Below are 15,395 nucleotides of genomic sequence, written 5' to 3' on the forward strand. Positions count from 1 at the left end.
ACCTGCAAGGAGGCGAAAAACCTTGATCGTGAAACTGCGATACATTAATATGCGCGCCTCTTTGCGGCAAGCCCTGGAAATGGAAACCTTTTCATGACCAGGCGGCCAACATTATAATCACGTATGGTGGCCAGCTTCGGGCTGGTTAGCGATGCGGCCTTGATGATGAGGTGACCCATGAAACAAGGTATCCATCCTGACTATCAGGAAATCACAGCGACATGTTCTTGCGGTAACGTGATGAAAATCCGTTCAACTGTAAACAAAGACCTGAACCTGGACGTGTGCTCTTCTTGCCACCCGTTTTATACTGGTAAGCAGCGTAACGTTGACACTGGCGGCCGCGTAGACCGCTTCAAAAAGCGCTTCGGTGCATTGGGCAAAAAGTAAGCCTAAACTCGGTTTCGAAAAAGGGAGCATGGCTCCCTTTTTTTGTGTCTTGAATATTCCATACTCCGCGCTTCCTCCCAATTACAGATGTCCTGTCAAGCCCCGTTCACGTTGTAAATAAGCCACTGTCTTCTCTCGGTGAAAGGTTGACGTAAAACAAACATATCTCATATGGCCATCATGCACTTGTATGCTACAGTCATCAGTAATGCGCGAATACGCCGTATGCACAGCATAGTGCAATCACAACCCTCAGCAGTTGCGGAAAATAAAAAGGTGGTTCGTAGCGGTAAAAAAACAGTTAATAACCTCGTACCCAAAGGATTACATTAAACATGGCGGATTTTCGGCAAAGAGCCCTTGATTACCACGCACTCCCTGTACCCGGAAAAATAAGTGTAGAACTGACTAAACCTGCTGAAAGTGTTAACGACCTGGCGCTTGCTTATAGCCCTGGTGTAGCTGAACCAGTGAGAGAAATTGCAGCAGACCCAAGCGCAGCATATCGCTACACAGCCAAAGGCAACATGGTAGCTGTCATTTCTAACGGCACAGCTATTCTTGGACTGGGAAACCTCGGTCCGCTTGCATCTAAACCTGTTATGGAAGGCAAGGCACTATTATTCAAACGATTCGCGGGGCTGGACTCGATAGATATCGAAGTAAAACACCGAACTACAGAAGAGTTTATTAACACCGTCGCCAATATTGCCGATACGTTCGGCGGTATCAACCTTGAGGATATAAAAGCACCAGAATGCTTTGAAATCGAGCAGGAATTGATCCGTCGCTGCAATGTACCGATTTTTCATGACGACCAACACGGCACGGCTATTGTTACCGCTGCCGGCATGCTGAACGCGCTGGAAATCCAGGGAAAACACATCCATGACGTGACCATTGTCTGTATGGGGGCTGGCGCAGCGGCGGTTGCCTGTATGGAGTTACTTATCAAGTGTGGCGCCCAGCGTGAGCGTATTTACATGCTGGATCGCAAGGGCGTGATCCACACCCGCCGCGACGATCTGACACCACATAAAATGCTGTTCGCCAATAATACAGACAAACGCACGCTGGAAGATGTAATGGAAGATGCGGATGTGTTTGTTGGGGTATCCGGGCCGAATTTATTATCGCCGGAAGCGCTGACATTAATGGCTGATAACCCTGTGGTCTTTGCCTGTTCCAATCCTGATCCTGAAATTAAGCCGGAGTTAGCACTTAAGGCTCGCAGCGATGTGATCATCGCCACCGGACGTTCGGACTATCCTAATCAGGTCAACAATGTTTTGTGCTTTCCGTTTATCTTCAGGGGCGCGTTAGATGTCCGCGCATCGGCCATCAACGATGAAATGAAAGTTGCCGCCGTGGACGCCATTCGTAATATCGCTAAAGAAGAGGTTCCTCAGGAAGTACTCGACGCGAGCAACGCGGCATCACTGACTTTCGGAAGGGAGTATATTATCCCGAAGCCCATGGATCCGAGGCTATTAAACCGGGTTGCTGGCGCCGTTGCCAGAGCGGCCATTGCATCAGGCGTGGCGGAACTAACGGAACTGCCCGCTCACTACCAATAAAATAACGCCGCCGTCGTCAGTCTGATTCTTCTGGCGACGGTGCGAGCCCCATTTCTTCCATTATGCGACGGGCGGCGGCAGGAATACGTTCAGGGTTGTCTTTTCGCAGGTCATCATCGCTGGGCAATGGTTGGCCAGTAAACGCGTGCAAAAACGCTTCACAGAGCAATTCTGAATTGGTCGCATGACGTAAGTTATTAACTTGGCGGCGAGTGCGTTCGTCGGTGAGTACTTTCAATACTTTTACCGGTATCGAAACCGTGACTTTCTTTACCTGCTCACTCTTTTTTCCGTGCTCCGCATAGGGATGAATATATTCCCCGTTCCAGTCGGCCATAATGCTCTCTCACAGCGTAAGTTATAATGATGAATTCTAAAGGTTACGTACAAAACGTCAATTATAGCCTTCTAAACACCTTGACGGCTTTACGTACAAGAAGTAATTTAGACGTCTAAACGTCCAAAGGGTACAACATGGTTTCCTACGCACAAGGTATAGATGCACTAAACCAGTCGCTGTCTGAGCTACGCGATATCGATGTGTCATTCGAATTCTTCCCACCAAAAACTGAAAAAATGGAAGCGACGCTATGGAAATCAGTGCAGCGTCTCGCGCCACTCAAACCGGCCTACATGTCTGTGACCTATGGTGCCAACAGCGGTGAGCGTGACAGAACCCATGACGTGGTAAAGCGTATCCATAATGAGACCGGCATAGCTGCCGTACCTCATCTGACATGCGTAGACGCCAGCAAAGACGAACTGCGTCAGATTGCACAAGACTATTGGGACAGTGGTATTCGTCGCATTGTTGCGCTCAGGGGAGATTTACCCGAGGGCATGCAAAAGCCTGATATGTATGCCTCTGATTTAGTTGGATTGCTCAAAGACGTTGCCGACTTTGATATCTCAGTGGCTGCCTATCCTGAAAAGCACCCAGAGGCACCGAACGCCCAGTTTGATTTGCTTAACTTAAAACGCAAAGCTGAAGCAGGGGCGACTGAAGCGATCACGCAATTCTTTTTTGATGCTGAAGTGTTTCTGCGTTTTCGCGACAGAGCCGCAGCAGCAGGCATTGACCTGGACATTGTCCCCGGCATTCTGCCAGTAACGAACTACCACACCTTACTGCGATTTGCAGGCTTCACTAATGTTCACGTGCCGGGCTGGTTACACAAGCTCTTTGAGGGGCTGGACGAAGATGACCAGACCACCCGTAACCTGCTTGGCGCCAGCATTGCAATGGACCTCGTAAAGGTCCTGGCCAAAGAAGGCGTGCGCCATTTTCATTTTTACACCCTTAACCGCAGTGAACTAAGTTATGCGATTTGCCACATGTTAGGCGTCAGGCGATAAAAACAGTTGTTCTGCCAGTTGGCCACGCTACACTGTTGATATGAAACAAAAGATAACAACTGCCGTGCAAAACTGGCTGACAAACTTTAAGAACGAACTACCTTCTCCTCGTTTGGTACTCGTGACGTTTTTGCGACGCAGTAAAGAAGACGAAATCGCTATTACGGCGGGGCATCTGGCCTACGTATCCCTGCTATCTCTGGTGCCTTTTATTATGGTGTTTTTCACCATGATCCAGGCATTTCCGGCGTTTGCTGCAGTACGGGAAGATTTAGAAAGCTTTATTTTCGACAACTTCGTCCCGCATTCAGGCGAAGTAATGCGTGAGTACATCACCCAATTTGTGGGTAATGCATCTGAAATGGGCATGGTGGGTATCTTGTCGCTGGTCGTTGTTGCGCTGTTACTGATTTCTAATATCGATAAGACGCTCAATCGTATTTGGCGCAATAAAATTGAAAGGCCGATGATTTACACACTGGCTATCTATTGGATGGTACTGACTCTCGGTCCGTTACTAATAGGCTCGAGCGTAATAGTCAGTTCGTATCTGGTGGCTCTGGCAAATTTTGCCGAAGAATATACGCCCGGCTTAGGCACTGTATTTCTGAAATTTGTGCCATTTATTACCGCCGTACTGGCATTTCAGCTGGTCTATATGTTGGTACCTAATAAACAGGTTAAAACCGGCCACGCGTTGTACGGTGCTTTACTGGCGACGTTGTTGTTTGAACTGACCAAGAAAGCTTTTGCTTTTTATGTATCAAGTTTTCCCTCATACCAGGTCATTTATGGGGCATTGGCCGTTATTCCTATCCTGTTTGTATGGGTTTATTTATCCTGGATTGTTGTCCTGCTTGGCGCTGAGTTCACCTGCACCATTGAGGAGTTGATGGAAAATAAAAACGAAAAGCCTGGCGCAGATGAAGCTGGTTTTGCTGTAGTCGAAAAGGCGGAAGACACGTCTAAGCATGTAGACCCACATACAAAAGCAGGGTAAACGTTGGCTTCGTTCGTTGGCATACCGTAGCGACGACATAAACCACGTTCCTTTCCAACACCTCTCTCGGACCAGAAAATCACATAAACCGGCTGGTCATCCTGATGCATAGCAGGATCTCCTTGGTACGTATTGCAGACAGTCTGATTTTGATGGTGCTCAACGACAAGAGACGGCTAAAAGCGGTCGTTAACTTAGCGCTCTATGGTCATCTGTCAGCCCAAACTGCTGCCATAACATTGGCAATCTTTGCCAATATCTGCCATGATTTTATCAATGGTGAGTATCCGGAATTAGAACATGGCAACACTAAATGTATCGCTTCCAGACGAAATGCGTACGTGGATTGATGAGCAAGTAAAAACTGGCAAATTCGCTAACGCCAGTGATTATATTCGCGACTTAGTACGTCGCAACCAGAGTGAGCGAGAGGCAATTAGCTTAGCTCTGATAGAAGGTGAGTTGAGCGGGAAAAGCACTAATAGTGTCTTAGACATTATTCAAGAGAAGAAAACCAGAGCCTCAAAATGATTAACTATACCCTCTCCAACAAAGCAGAAGAGGACATCTCGGGGATTTACGATTATTCAGTCAATGCTCATGGCACAATTCAAGCTGAGGCCTATCTTGTCGCCCTTCACGAAGCTCTGATTATTTTGGCAGAAACCCCTAGCATAGGTACTTCAGTAGAGGAGATCAGAAAGAGTTACCTACAATTCCCGGTTCATAGGCATATGGTCTTCTATAAAAAAGTCGATGACGGCATTTTCGTCGTTAGGGTGCTTCATCAACAAATGAAATACTCCATGCATCTATCGGATTGAAACACATAGTTACAGAGCACCAGTTCAAATCAGAGTAACCAACTACTCATTGAATGTTTACTGCTTGTCTTCAACAGACCAGTGCTGTCGCGATCGTGACTAATAGAAGGTTGTCTTAGGGCAACTGCTGCAACAGTGATGGTTTGAATATAGCTTAATTGATATGACCGCTTGTTTACAGGCATGGCAGAAAATGCGCTCCCACTGGTGTGGGAGCATTAATTATCTTTAGTAGGCGATTACCGTTTATTGCATCTCAGCAATGAATGCATTTGAGCGTGCGATAGCGTCATTCATTTCTTTAATAAGCGAATCTACATCACGCTTAATATTGGTCAATTCACCCTGCAGTGCACCTACCGCATTAGCGTTGAGGTTATGTTTGAGGTAAAGCACATTATCACGTAGCGATGTGAGTACCGGATCCATGCTTTTTTCAACATTTCGCATTGCTCCAACCATACTTGAGTAGCGACGCTTAGTCTCGCGGAGTTTGCGGTCGCTGTCTCTTCTCAGGTTGGCGTTGGAGATCTGCGTAAGTTCTTCTTCCCACTCTTCAAAGAGTGCCTCAGCTACACTCTCGACCTTACTGATGTGGCTACGCACTCGCTCAGCAGATGCCTCGCTTGCATCATATTGGTCACTCAACTCTTCGTAGACGGTTTGTAATTCACCGCCATCGAAATTAATTAGTGTTGAGAACTGTTCTAATGCAGAGCTAAATTGCTGCTGTGCTTCTTCTTGCGATCCACGAGCATCTTCGACCCTGTCGACAAGAATATCGCGCTTCTCAACGCCCAAAGATTCCCATGCTGAATAGTAGGCGCTCTGGCAGCCAGCCAGCATAAGCATCAGTGAAATAATGAGCAGGCGCATCAGCTGGCCCCTTTGTACCTTGCTGCATCAATAATTGCCCACAGGTGGAAAATTGCACCTACTGGCCACAAGATAGCAAGAATGACAGTTGCAGTGAGGGCATAGCATACCGCCGGAATGATAAAAAACATCAGTGCAGCCATTATTCTGCCTTGCACCAGCTGACCTAAGCCTGGAATGAAAAAGCTACAAATCGCTGCTATGACGTTGCCGCCTGAACCTTGACCTGCCATATTAATCCTCGTGTTTTCTCAATGACATTTATTCGTAGTTTGCTAAATTAAAATAATTCGATGCATTTAACAAACACTTAATCAATGACCGCACTGTTCCCGCCTTTATCTATCAATCACAGTGAAATGCTAAACACTGATGATGGTCATAGCCTTTATGTCGAAACATCAGGCAACCCGAACGGCATTCCTGTGCTGTGCCTGCATGGCGGCCCTGGGGCGGGCATGTCAGATGATTATCGGCGTCTGTTCAACCCTCATCTCTACTTTATCATCGGCATGGACCAGCGCGGCAGCGGGCGTTCAACACCTTTTGCCAGCCTAGAGAACAACACCACTGCTCATCTGCTGGCTGATATCCGCATGTTACGCAAGCATCTGAATATCGAGCAGTGGGTATTATTTGGCGGCTCCTGGGGCGCGACTCTGGCATTACTTGCTGCAATCGATGATCCAGTGAGTGTCAAAGCCATGGTATTGCGCGGCATTTTCCTGGCCCGTGAGCAGGACAGATACTGGTTTTTATCCAAGGAAGGTGGCGCTGCCCAGATATTCACTGAACATTATCAAAAGTTTATCGAACCGGTGGGCGAGCATGATGACGTACAGGCATTATGCGAAGCGTATTATCAGGCAATGACGTGCAATGATGAGGTGCACAAGATGGCGGCGGTGCGCGCTTGGTGTGGATGGGAAGAAAGGATCTCGCGCTTACAACACCCACACGGTGATCCTCTGGAGCACGATAATGTGCACCGGGCGATCAGTCTGGCACTCATGGAGTGCCACTACCTGAAACACCATTGTTTCGTCAGTGAAAATGCCATTATCAATCACATCGACAAGATAAAACATATTCCTGGCACCATCATCCAGGGTCGTTACGACATCGTATGCAAAATGGAAGCGGCCCATACTCTATCTGAGCACTGGCCTAACAGCCGTCTCCTCATAGTACCTGATGCAGGACACAGCGCATCAGAGCCATCCATTGCAGAAGCATTGGTTAAAGCGAATGAAGCAATGGCAGCCTTTTTACAGGAGTCGTCCATTTGATAGCACTTATTCAACGCGTCCAACAAGCCTCAGTGACGGTCAATGATGAAATCATCGGAGAGATTGGCAAAGGTATATTAGTCTTGCTGGGCGTTGAACGTGACGACGACATTAGTAAAACACAGCGCCTATGCGACAAGGTACTTAATTACAGAATTTTCAGTGACCAGGACGACAAGATGAATCTCAACGTCAAGCAGGTCAACGGACAAGTACTGGTGGTCTCGCAGTTCACATTAGTCGCTGATACCAGAAAAGGGTCCAGACCAGGGTTTTCCCGCGGCGCATCGCCAGAACTAGGCAAAACCTGCTATGAAAATTTTATCAATCAGGTTCGACTATCAGGGATAGACTGCGCCACCGGGCAGTTTGGTGCAGATATGAAAGTCGCGCTAATCAATGATGGTCCGGTAACATTTACACTACAGGTATAAGGTGACAGCATCCTTCTTCATGTTATTTCATGTTAATGTGTGATTAACCGGATCCACATAAGCACATCAGGAAAATATGTTCAGAGTCCACACTCCACAGACCGACCAGGAATTGGAAAGTTATTTCCAGTTTCGCTGGGAGATGTTGCGTAAGCCCTGGAATTATCCTCCAGGCTCAGAGAAGGATGAATATGAGACGGTCAGTGAACATCGCACTATCATAGACTCCAAAGGCACAGTGCTAGCCTGTGGTCGCGTACACCTGAATACCTCGGAAGAGGCACAAATCAGGCATATTGCCGTACATCCCGATCAACAGGGCAAAGGCTTGGGCAAAATGATCGTTAATGCTCTGGAGGCTGTCGCTCGCGAGCAGGGTGCTGTGCGGACAGTGACCAACAGTCGTGAATTGTCCATTCCGTTCTTTCAGTCCTGTGGGTATGAAATTGAAAAGCAGGCGCCCAATGAACTGGGTGAGTTAAAACGTCAGCAAATGGTCAAGCAGTTACAGTCGTCATCAGACTTGATGTTACATGCTGATTGGTGCGAGGAGCTACAGAATACCTGGTATGACACCATCCCTATTTCGGAGCAGATGGGTATTAAGCTGCATCAGTACTCGGGTAAAACGCTGGAAACTCGTGCATCGTTGAATAAAAACATTAACCTGCATGGCAGCATGTTTGCCGGCAGTATTTTTTCACTGGCAACACTGACCGGCTGGGGCATGATATATCTGCAACTGAGAGATAAAAGCTTACAAGGTGAGATAGTTCTGGGAGATGGTGATATTCACTATCACAAACCTATCACACTGCAACCAAGAGCCCTTTGCCACATAGAATCGATTGATGCGAAGTACGAACATTTAAAAAAGGGTAAGAAATGTCGGATTTCGCTACGCGTGGAAATTCTGGATGGTGATACACCAGTTGCTGAGTTTGCCGGTGTATATTGGGTATTACCACCAAAATAAACTAGCAGATATAAAAAAAGCACCTTTCGGTGCTTTTTCAAAACCGCAATATGTTATGCCATCGCAGCCTGAAGCTTTTTCATTGCATTCTTCTCGATTTGACGCACCCTCTCGGCAGACACCTGGTACATATCGGCAAGATCCTGCAGCGTAGTTTTATCTTCCGCCAACCAGCGCGTTTCAATAATGTGCTGGCTGCGTTCATCAAGTGTTTTGATTGCGGAATATAAACGCTGTGTGGCGTTCTTTTCCCAGTCAGTGTTGATAACATCAGTTTCTACGTCGGCGCTTTTATCTTCAAGATACTGCACCGGTGCAAAGTTACCGTTTTCATCGTCATCAGCAGACAAATCAAATGCCTGATCCTGACTGCTCATGCGTGCTTCCATTTGCAGCACTTCTTTCGTACTCACACCCAATTCGTCTGCGACGGTTTGCACTTCTTCGTGAGTGAACCAGCCAAGGCGCTTTTTCGCTTTACGCAAGTTGAAGAACAATTTGCGCTGTGCCTTAGTGGTCGCCACTTTAACAATACGCCAGTTGCGCAATACAAACTCGTGAATTTCCGCTTTTATCCAGTGTACAGCGAACGATACCAGACGTACGCCCACCGTTGGGTCGAAACGCTTAACCGCCTTCATCAGTCCGATATTACCTTCCTGAATCAAATCTGCCTGAGGCAGGCCGTATCCTGAATATGATTTCGCAATGTGGACTACGAAGCGCAGATGCGACATAACCAACTTACGCGCCGCTTCCAAATCGTCGTCGCGTTGTAATTTTTCAGCCAGAGAGCGTTCTTCTTCCGCGCTCAGCATATCAATTGAGCTGACAGCCTGAATATAGCTCTCTATGCTCCCGCTGTGGGGAACAGACAATGCCATTGTTTGCATTTTATCGGCCATAATCACCTCATGTATTTCTAGGGCTGCTAATGCTATCAGAGCCATTTCAAGCTCGCCACTGATTTATCTCGATTGACGTCTTCGTCAAAACCGATAAGCAACCTGCCGGTTTTATTTCTACGCTTAGTAGACCCTATCAAGGTCGAAAAAGTTGCATTCCAACGGGAGGATATGGGGTCTTTTTGCGTCATATCAACATTAAACGTTTTGTCGGCGTTGCATTATGTTTAAACTGTAAGCGGATGTTGCACTTTTGTTGCCACGGACAGCGCATAGTTGAGTGGAGAGTTTTCAGATGTACGCCTATGTAGCACGCCAGCCTATTTGTGACAGCGACAAGAACGTTGTTGCCTATGAACTGTTGTTCCGTGATGGTATGAAAAATTGCTATCCGGATATTCCACCCGATGAGGCAACGTCTAAGATCCTCACTGCCAGTCATCTTGGCCTTGGTGTCGAAGAAATTACCTGTGGCAAACAGGCGTATATTAACTTTCATCAAGACACTTTGCTGTACCGATTCCCCACATCGTTAGATCCAATGAATGTGGTTATTGAAGTGGTCGAAACCGTCGAAACCACAAGTGAACTGCTGCAGGCCTGCAAGCATGTTCGTCAATTGGGCTATACATTGGCCCTGGATGATTACGATTTTGATGCCAAATGGGACCCATATCTGGAGTTTGTGCAAATCGTAAAAGTGGATATAGAAGAATGCGATGCTGACAAAATGCTAAAGGGCATCGATGCCCTTAAAGCGCGTAAAATCAAACTCATCGCAGAGCGGGTGGAAACGGAAAAACAGTTTAATCACTATGTGGAGCTGGGGTTTGATTACTTTCAGGGATATTTTCTAGCCCGTCCGCAGGTGTTGAAACATAAGAATATCTCTTCTTCCAAGCTATCCATGTTGGAACTGGTCGGTGTTTCTTCCTCTATCGATTTTGACTTCGACAAAGTTAACTCGATTATCGAACGAGATGTAGCCCTGTCCTACCTGCTACTGCGCTTTATTAACAACCCGCTATTTAGTAAGCGGCATCGTATAGATTCGCTTCGCCATGCACTGAATTATCTGGGTGAACTGGAAGTGAAAAAGTTTATCGCGCTGCTGGCGTTAGCGAATATGGGCGACGACAAGCCTGTGGAACTGTTGCATTTATCTCTTGTAAGGGCCAAATTCTGCGAACTCATTTCGGTAGCGCGCAAAGACTCAATGGATCCCCCAAAGGGGTTTTTACTAGGCCTGTTTTCACTGCTTGATGTCCTGCTTGATCAGCCAATGCAGGACCTGGTTGAAAAGGTGCCCTTAACTGACGATGTTAAAAAGGCGTTACGAGGGGAATCGGGTACATTGCGAGATTACCTGTTGATGGTTCGCGCTTTTGAAACAGGTAACTGGCCAACCATCAGTAAAGCAGCCAAAAAATATGGTTTGCAGCAGGTCGCGCTGCAAGGCTTTTATAATGAAGCAATAAAGTGGGGCAATGCGATGCGGAATATTGCTGCAAAGCAGCACTGAGTAGATCTATTTAGCGATATTGTGTAAAAATACTGACTTAATACGGAAATTGATATTCACGGTCGACATAATATGAGACGCTGGCGGAATATTATTACTCAGGTGTAAACATGTTTGCTTTTATAGCGAGACAACCCATTCTTGATCGCGAAAAGGACGTATTCGCATATGAGTTGTTGTTTCGTGATGGCAAAGGCGGGACATATCCAAAAGAAGATCCGGCCAAAGCCGATCTCATCGCCAAGCATTATCATACCCTTGGGTTGAATGACATTGCCTGTGATAAAACCTCGTTTATCAACTTCAGCTCAGATACCTTACTGGAACGTTTCCCTACCTCGTTAGATCCCGAAACGGTCGTCATCGAAATTGATGAGGACCCCTCCAATAACCATACGTTGATCTCGGCATGTAGACACATCAAAGACATGGGCTACAAACTGGCATTAGACGACCCGGGGCTGTTGAGTGGCAAATCCAGCTTATTGCCAATCATCGATGTGGTGAAGGTCGATATCGTTAAAAGTAATTACGATATTATCGAGCAAAACTTACCTCGTTTTCTGGATGCGGACGTAACATTAGTGGCTGAGCACGTTGACAGCCAGCGTGACTTCTCGATCTGTCGTGAGCTTGGGTTCAACTACTTTCAGGGATACTTCTTTGCTAAACCTGAAAACCTCAAACCAGTTGCACCTCTGCCTGCTTCCAAAATGACACTGGTACAGCTGATTGGCGAGAGTTCAAGCTCTGAGTTCAGCATTGACAAAGTTAACGATATTATTTCAAGAGACGCAGCGCTGTCTTATATGCTGCTGAAATTCATCAATAACCCAACGATAAACAAGCGTTACAAAATCAATTCATTACGTCACGCGCTGACGTACATGGGTGAAGTTGAGATCAAGAAATTTGTTGCTCTGCTAGCCTTGGCAAACCTTGGTGATGATAAGCCCATGGAACTGCTGCATATGTCACTGGTAAGAGCCCATTTTTGCGACCTGGTCGCCAAAGAGAAAGGCATTGGCAGCAACCCGCCGACAGGATTTTTAGTGGGTCTGTTCTCATTACTTGATGCCCTGTTGGATCAAAAAATGGAACAGGTATTGTCGCAAATCCCGCTAGTCGAAGAAGTGAGCGATGCGCTACTAGGTAAAAAGAGTGAGCTGTCCATGTATCTGGCGCTGGTAAAAGCGTTCGAAAGCGCGACCTGGCTAAACGTCATTCGTCTTGCCGAGGCGCTGAACATCGACCAGAAGCGACTGCACAGTTTATTCAACGAAGCGATTGTATGGGGCAACAGCGTCAGACAATCTATCTCACCGCACTACCCCGCAGCCGTGCCATAACTTTTGCTTATCAGACTATTATTGCGGCTCTATCTCTTTCACATGTCGATGTACAGAGATCATGGAGCCTGCAAGCCCAAGTAACACCGATAATCCCAACATGATCAGCAAGGCGGCGGCGTCCAGGCCGGTAATGTCAAACTGCTTCTGATACTGTGAGGCAAACGCCTGAATACTGCTATCCATCCACCATAGCAGTATCAGTACAACAAACCATGCCATCAACCCTCCCAGTAACCCATACCAGAAACCGGTATACAAGAATGGCCGGTGAATAAAACTGTCGGTAGCACCAACCAGCTTCATCACCAAAATTTCATCTCGCTTATTAAGAATGTTAAGTCTTATAGTATTGCCAATGATCAGCACCACGGCAAAGAACAGCAGAGAAGCAATGATGGCTACCAGTTCACGAGCAATGTTGAGCAGACTGTAAACGCGTTCCAGCCACTCTATATCCAGTTTGCCGATATCCACTTCACGCTCTTTGAGGAGTTTATCCAGCAGCAGCTGCGCAGCAAGCGGGCTGGTATGCTTGCTGGTGGGCGTGATAAGCACAACGTCAGGTAATGGATTACTATCCAGATAGGATAATGCATCGCCAAAGCCTGATAGCTGTTTAAATTCATCCAGAGCCTGCTCCGCCGAAACATAAACGACCGTATCAATCTCCGACCACAACGATAAGCGGGTGACCAGACTATTGGCATCTGCGGCCGTTACGTCATCGCGTAAAAATAATGAGATTTCTGACGCCTGCTCCCACCCTGCACTCACCGCTTCGGTATTTTTAACTAGAATGTACAAGGTGCTGGGCAGGGTAATACTCAAACCTAATACACCGATAGTCATCAGGCTGGCTGCAGGCTGACGCCACAACTCACCAAGACTGGCCAGTGCCTGACGTAAGTGGGAAATGAAAAACATTTGCAGGCGTTGAAACACGCCGATTCGGCTGCTCTGCGCCCCTTGGTCTCTGCCTTTAAACAGGATACTCAAAATACCGGCTCCTGTGCTGAATCCTGCTGCCACTCATCAGCCAATCCGTCAGTGATCATCTGACCGTCTTTGAGCGTAAGTGTGCGATAACGCATCCGCGCGATCAGGCCCAGGTCGTGAGTCGCAATAAACACCGATACGCCCGCTCGATTGAAGTCCTCAAACAGGCGGATGATTTCCATCGACAGTTTCGGGTCAAGGTTACCCGTCGGCTCGTCAGCCAGCAACAATGGCGGTTTATTTACTACAGCTCGCGCAATACCCACCCGCTGCTGCTCTCCACCCGATAACGTAATGGGCAAATTATTGACCTTATCGCTTAAGCCCACCATTTCTAATGCGGCATGCACGCGCTTTGAGGTTTCGCGCCTTGAGTAACCTTCAATGACCAAAGGTAACGCGACATTATCAAAAACCGTACGATCCATAAGCAGTTGATGAGACTGGAAGATCATCCCGATATCACGGCGAATAAAGGCAATCTGACGCCGTGTAATCGTATTCAAGTCATGACCATTGATAAGCACACGCCCAACCGTAGGTCTCTCCATGATGCTGATAAGCTTGAGAAGCGTACTCTTACCCGCACCAGAGTGGCCTGTCAGAAACGCCATTTCTCCTGGCTCAATATGAAAACTCACTTTGCGCAGGGCTTGCTGGCCTCCGGGGTACGTTTTACTGACTTCCTCAAACTTGATCACATCTGGTTTTCCTGCCGCTGGCTGCCAAATAAGGCGTCAACAAATTCCTCACTGTTAAACGCGCGAAGGTCGTCAATCCCCTCTCCAACACCAATATAGCGGATTGGAATACCGAATTGATCAGCCAACGCAAATATCACACCGCCTTTCGCTGTGCCGTCCAGCTTTGTCAATGTTATGCCTGTGAGGCCGACGGCCTGAGTAAACAACCTGGTTTGGCTAACGGCATTTTGTCCTGTACCCGCATCTAATGTCAGCATGACTTCGTGAGGAGCATTCGGGTTAAGCTTTTTCATTACCCTCACGACCTTTTTAAGCTCTTCCATCAGGTGCTCTTTATTCTGTAATCGGCCCGCTGTATCGGCAATCAGCACATCGACACCGCGCGCTTGAGCCGACTGTAAAGCATCGAAAATGACGGATGCGCTGTCGGAGCCGGTTTGCTGTGCTACGACCGGTATATTGTTACGTTCCCCCCACACTTGCAGCTGCTCTACTGCGGCGGCACGGAACGTATCTCCCGCGGCTAACATGACCTTTTTGCCCTGTGCCTGAAACTGCTTCGCCAGTTTGCCAATAGTGGTGGTTTTGCCAACACCGTTGACTCCAACCATTAAAATCACAAAAGGGCCGTCTGAATTGTTGATTTCAAGTGGCGCACTCACGTCACTGAGAATGTCGGCCATTTGTTGTTTGAGCATGTTATACAGTGCTTCACCATCTTTCAGTTGGGACAGTTTGGCCGAATCGGTCAGTTTTGAGATGATTTTGTTGGTAGTGTCCATACCCACATCAGCAACCAGCAGTTGGGTTTCCAATTCTTCATAGAGATCGTCATCGATGGTCTTGCCTTTGAACAGACTGACAAACCCTGTACCAATATTTTCACGGGTACGGGACAAGCCAGCTTTAAGACGAGAAAAGAAACTGGACTTTTTATCGCTCTGCTCATCTTGCTCGTTTTGTAGCTGAGTGGTGGCCTCATCGGTCGGCACATCATCGATACCTGCTGACTCAGGTTCAGGCTCCAGAGGCTCATGTGCGACCACATTCTCTTCAACAGACACCTGCTGAGGGGCAGGAACCGCGTCCTGTTCAACGGGCGTATCGGTAGATTCACTATGGGGCTGTTGGTCGTTTGATAATGCGTCTTGGTCTTGCTTATCTTTTTTAAACCAGTCAAAAAACTTCGACATT

18 protein-coding genes are annotated in these 15,395 nt (G+C 47.3%); 11 read left to right on the plus strand and 7 right to left on the minus strand.

The window, feature by feature from the left end; genetic code table 11:
• The first annotated feature begins 177 nt into the window (after positions 1 to 177).
• Positions 178 to 390 carry a 50S ribosomal protein L31 gene (gene rpmE, locus G441_RS0111395; RefSeq protein WP_026376468.1) on the plus strand — a complete coding sequence of 71 codons (213 nt, stop codon included), beginning with the start codon at positions 178 to 180 and terminating at the stop codon, positions 388 to 390.
• A 335-nt stretch (positions 391 to 725) separates the two neighbouring features.
• Entirely contained in the window at positions 726 to 1,967 is a 1,242-nt protein-coding gene (locus tag G441_RS0111400) for a malic enzyme-like NAD(P)-binding protein (RefSeq protein ID WP_026376469.1), read from the plus strand.
• Positions 1,968 to 1,983: 16 nt separating this feature from the next.
• On the opposite strand, the gene metJ is transcribed toward G441_RS0111400, so the two are convergent.
• Positions 1,984 to 2,304 carry a met regulon transcriptional regulator MetJ gene (gene metJ, locus G441_RS0111405; protein WP_026376470.1) on the minus strand — a complete coding sequence of 107 codons (321 nt, stop codon included), beginning with the start codon at positions 2,302 to 2,304 and terminating at the stop codon, positions 1,984 to 1,986.
• A gap of 137 nt (positions 2,305 to 2,441) precedes the next feature.
• Here metJ and metF point away from each other — a divergent pair, with 137 nt between their 5' ends.
• From metF to G441_RS0111425, 4 genes are all read left to right on the plus strand, one after another.
• On the plus strand, positions 2,442 to 3,323 hold the full coding sequence (metF, locus tag G441_RS0111410) for a methylenetetrahydrofolate reductase (RefSeq protein ID WP_026376471.1): 882 nt from the start codon (positions 2,442 to 2,444) through the stop codon (positions 3,321 to 3,323).
• 40 nt (positions 3,324 to 3,363) lie between these two features.
• The gene (locus G441_RS18565; protein WP_084407352.1) at positions 3,364 to 4,323 is read left to right on the plus strand and encodes a virulence factor BrkB family protein; all 960 of its coding nucleotides are present in this window, start codon (positions 3,364 to 3,366) and stop codon (positions 4,321 to 4,323) included.
• Positions 4,324 to 4,623: 300 nt separating this feature from the next.
• A complete protein-coding gene (locus G441_RS0111420; RefSeq protein WP_026376472.1) occupies positions 4,624 to 4,854 on the plus strand; it encodes a type II toxin-antitoxin system ParD family antitoxin in 231 nt (76 codons plus the stop codon).
• Positions 4,851 to 5,147, plus strand: coding sequence for a type II toxin-antitoxin system RelE/ParE family toxin (locus tag G441_RS0111425; protein ID WP_026376473.1), 297 nt, complete (start codon positions 4,851 to 4,853; stop codon positions 5,145 to 5,147). Before G441_RS0111420 ends, G441_RS0111425 begins: the two co-directional genes overlap by 4 nt.
• A 246-nt stretch (positions 5,148 to 5,393) precedes the next feature.
• Here the strand turns inward: G441_RS0111425 and G441_RS0111430 are convergent, their stop codons facing one another.
• Positions 5,394 to 6,023 (minus strand): DUF2959 domain-containing protein, encoded by a 630-nt coding sequence (locus G441_RS0111430; RefSeq protein WP_026376474.1) that lies wholly within the window; start codon positions 6,021 to 6,023, stop codon positions 5,394 to 5,396.
• Positions 6,023 to 6,256: a hypothetical protein gene (locus G441_RS0111435; RefSeq protein WP_026376475.1), complete on the minus strand. Its 234-nt coding sequence runs from the start codon at positions 6,254 to 6,256 to the stop codon at positions 6,023 to 6,025. The genes G441_RS0111430 and G441_RS0111435 overlap by 1 nt, the downstream gene beginning before the upstream one ends.
• 84 nt (positions 6,257 to 6,340) lie before the next feature.
• Between G441_RS0111435 and pip the strand changes: the two genes are divergently transcribed.
• The 3 genes from pip to G441_RS0111450 all read left to right on the plus strand — a co-directional run bounded on the left by pip (position 6,341) and on the right by G441_RS0111450 (position 8,722).
• Positions 6,341 to 7,312 carry a prolyl aminopeptidase gene (pip, locus tag G441_RS0111440; protein ID WP_026376476.1) on the plus strand — a complete coding sequence of 324 codons (972 nt, stop codon included), beginning with the start codon at positions 6,341 to 6,343 and terminating at the stop codon, positions 7,310 to 7,312.
• On the plus strand, positions 7,309 to 7,746 hold the full coding sequence (gene dtd / locus G441_RS0111445; protein ID WP_026376477.1) for a D-aminoacyl-tRNA deacylase: 438 nt from the start codon (positions 7,309 to 7,311) through the stop codon (positions 7,744 to 7,746). The genes pip and dtd overlap by 4 nt, the downstream gene beginning before the upstream one ends.
• Positions 7,747 to 7,822: 76 nt before the next feature.
• Complete coding sequence (locus G441_RS0111450; protein ID WP_026376478.1) at positions 7,823 to 8,722, plus strand: bifunctional GNAT family N-acetyltransferase/hotdog fold thioesterase; 900 nt, start codon at positions 7,823 to 7,825, stop codon at positions 8,720 to 8,722.
• 53 nt (positions 8,723 to 8,775) lie between these two features.
• Here the strand turns inward: G441_RS0111450 and rpoH are convergent, their stop codons facing one another.
• Positions 8,776 to 9,627 carry an RNA polymerase sigma factor RpoH gene (gene rpoH, locus G441_RS0111455; RefSeq protein WP_026376479.1) on the minus strand — a complete coding sequence of 284 codons (852 nt, stop codon included), beginning with the start codon at positions 9,625 to 9,627 and terminating at the stop codon, positions 8,776 to 8,778.
• A gap of 295 nt (positions 9,628 to 9,922) precedes the next feature.
• Here rpoH and G441_RS0111460 point away from each other — a divergent pair, with 295 nt between their 5' ends.
• Both G441_RS0111460 and G441_RS0111465 read left to right on the plus strand, forming a co-directional pair.
• Positions 9,923 to 11,149 (plus strand): EAL and HDOD domain-containing protein, encoded by a 1,227-nt coding sequence (locus G441_RS0111460; protein ID WP_026376480.1) that lies wholly within the window; start codon positions 9,923 to 9,925, stop codon positions 11,147 to 11,149.
• Positions 11,150 to 11,259: 110 nt separating this feature from the next.
• Positions 11,260 to 12,498, plus strand: coding sequence for an EAL and HDOD domain-containing protein (locus G441_RS0111465; RefSeq protein WP_026376481.1), 1,239 nt, complete (start codon positions 11,260 to 11,262; stop codon positions 12,496 to 12,498).
• 18 nt (positions 12,499 to 12,516) lie between these two features.
• On the opposite strand, the gene ftsX is transcribed toward G441_RS0111465, so the two are convergent.
• From ftsX to ftsY, 3 genes are read right to left on the minus strand one after another with little or no spacing between them, the layout of a single operon-like run.
• Positions 12,517 to 13,497 (minus strand): permease-like cell division protein FtsX, encoded by a 981-nt coding sequence (gene ftsX / locus G441_RS0111470; protein ID WP_026376482.1) that lies wholly within the window; start codon positions 13,495 to 13,497, stop codon positions 12,517 to 12,519.
• The gene (gene ftsE / locus G441_RS0111475) at positions 13,494 to 14,198 is read right to left on the minus strand and encodes a cell division ATP-binding protein FtsE (RefSeq protein ID WP_026376483.1); all 705 of its coding nucleotides are present in this window, start codon (positions 14,196 to 14,198) and stop codon (positions 13,494 to 13,496) included. The genes ftsX and ftsE overlap by 4 nt, the downstream gene beginning before the upstream one ends.
• Positions 14,195 to 15,394 (minus strand): signal recognition particle-docking protein FtsY, encoded by a 1,200-nt coding sequence (gene ftsY, locus G441_RS0111480; protein WP_026376484.1) that lies wholly within the window; start codon positions 15,392 to 15,394, stop codon positions 14,195 to 14,197. The genes ftsE and ftsY overlap by 4 nt, the downstream gene beginning before the upstream one ends.
• Position 15,395: the final 1 nt, after the last annotated feature.

Source organism: Aestuariibacter salexigens DSM 15300, assembly GCF_000429145.1.
Classification (GTDB): Bacteria; Pseudomonadota; Gammaproteobacteria; order Enterobacterales; family Alteromonadaceae; genus Aestuariibacter; species Aestuariibacter salexigens.

Bases quoted from the DNA above. Each gene is read 5' to 3' on its own strand.
- G441_RS0111430 (WP_026376474.1), bottom strand. From the start codon at position 6,023: ATGCGCCTGCTCATTATTTCACTGATGCTTATGCTGGCTGGCTGCCAG.
- metJ (WP_026376470.1), bottom strand. From the start codon at position 2,304: ATGGCCGACTGGAACGGGGAATATATTCATCCCTATGCGGAGCACGGA.
- pip (WP_026376476.1), top strand. From the start codon at position 6,341: ATGACCGCACTGTTCCCGCCTTTATCTATCAATCACAGTGAAATGCTA.
- rpmE (WP_026376468.1), top strand. From the start codon at position 178: ATGAAACAAGGTATCCATCCTGACTATCAGGAAATCACAGCGACATGT.
- rpoH (WP_026376479.1), bottom strand. From the start codon at position 9,627: ATGGCCGATAAAATGCAAACAATGGCATTGTCTGTTCCCCACAGCGGG.
- G441_RS0111460 (WP_026376480.1), top strand. From the start codon at position 9,923: ATGTACGCCTATGTAGCACGCCAGCCTATTTGTGACAGCGACAAGAAC.
- G441_RS0111450 (WP_026376478.1), top strand. From the start codon at position 7,823: ATGTTCAGAGTCCACACTCCACAGACCGACCAGGAATTGGAAAGTTAT.
- G441_RS0111425 (WP_026376473.1), top strand. From the start codon at position 4,851: ATGATTAACTATACCCTCTCCAACAAAGCAGAAGAGGACATCTCGGGG.
- G441_RS18565 (WP_084407352.1), top strand. From the start codon at position 3,364: ATGAAACAAAAGATAACAACTGCCGTGCAAAACTGGCTGACAAACTTT.
- G441_RS0111400 (WP_026376469.1), top strand. From the start codon at position 726: ATGGCGGATTTTCGGCAAAGAGCCCTTGATTACCACGCACTCCCTGTA.
- metF (WP_026376471.1), top strand. From the start codon at position 2,442: ATGGTTTCCTACGCACAAGGTATAGATGCACTAAACCAGTCGCTGTCT.
- G441_RS0111465 (WP_026376481.1), top strand. From the start codon at position 11,260: ATGTTTGCTTTTATAGCGAGACAACCCATTCTTGATCGCGAAAAGGAC.
- ftsY (WP_026376484.1), bottom strand. From the start codon at position 15,394: ATGTCGAAGTTTTTTGACTGGTTTAAAAAAGATAAGCAAGACCAAGAC.
- G441_RS0111420 (WP_026376472.1), top strand. From the start codon at position 4,624: ATGGCAACACTAAATGTATCGCTTCCAGACGAAATGCGTACGTGGATT.
- G441_RS0111435 (WP_026376475.1), bottom strand. From the start codon at position 6,256: ATGGCAGGTCAAGGTTCAGGCGGCAACGTCATAGCAGCGATTTGTAGC.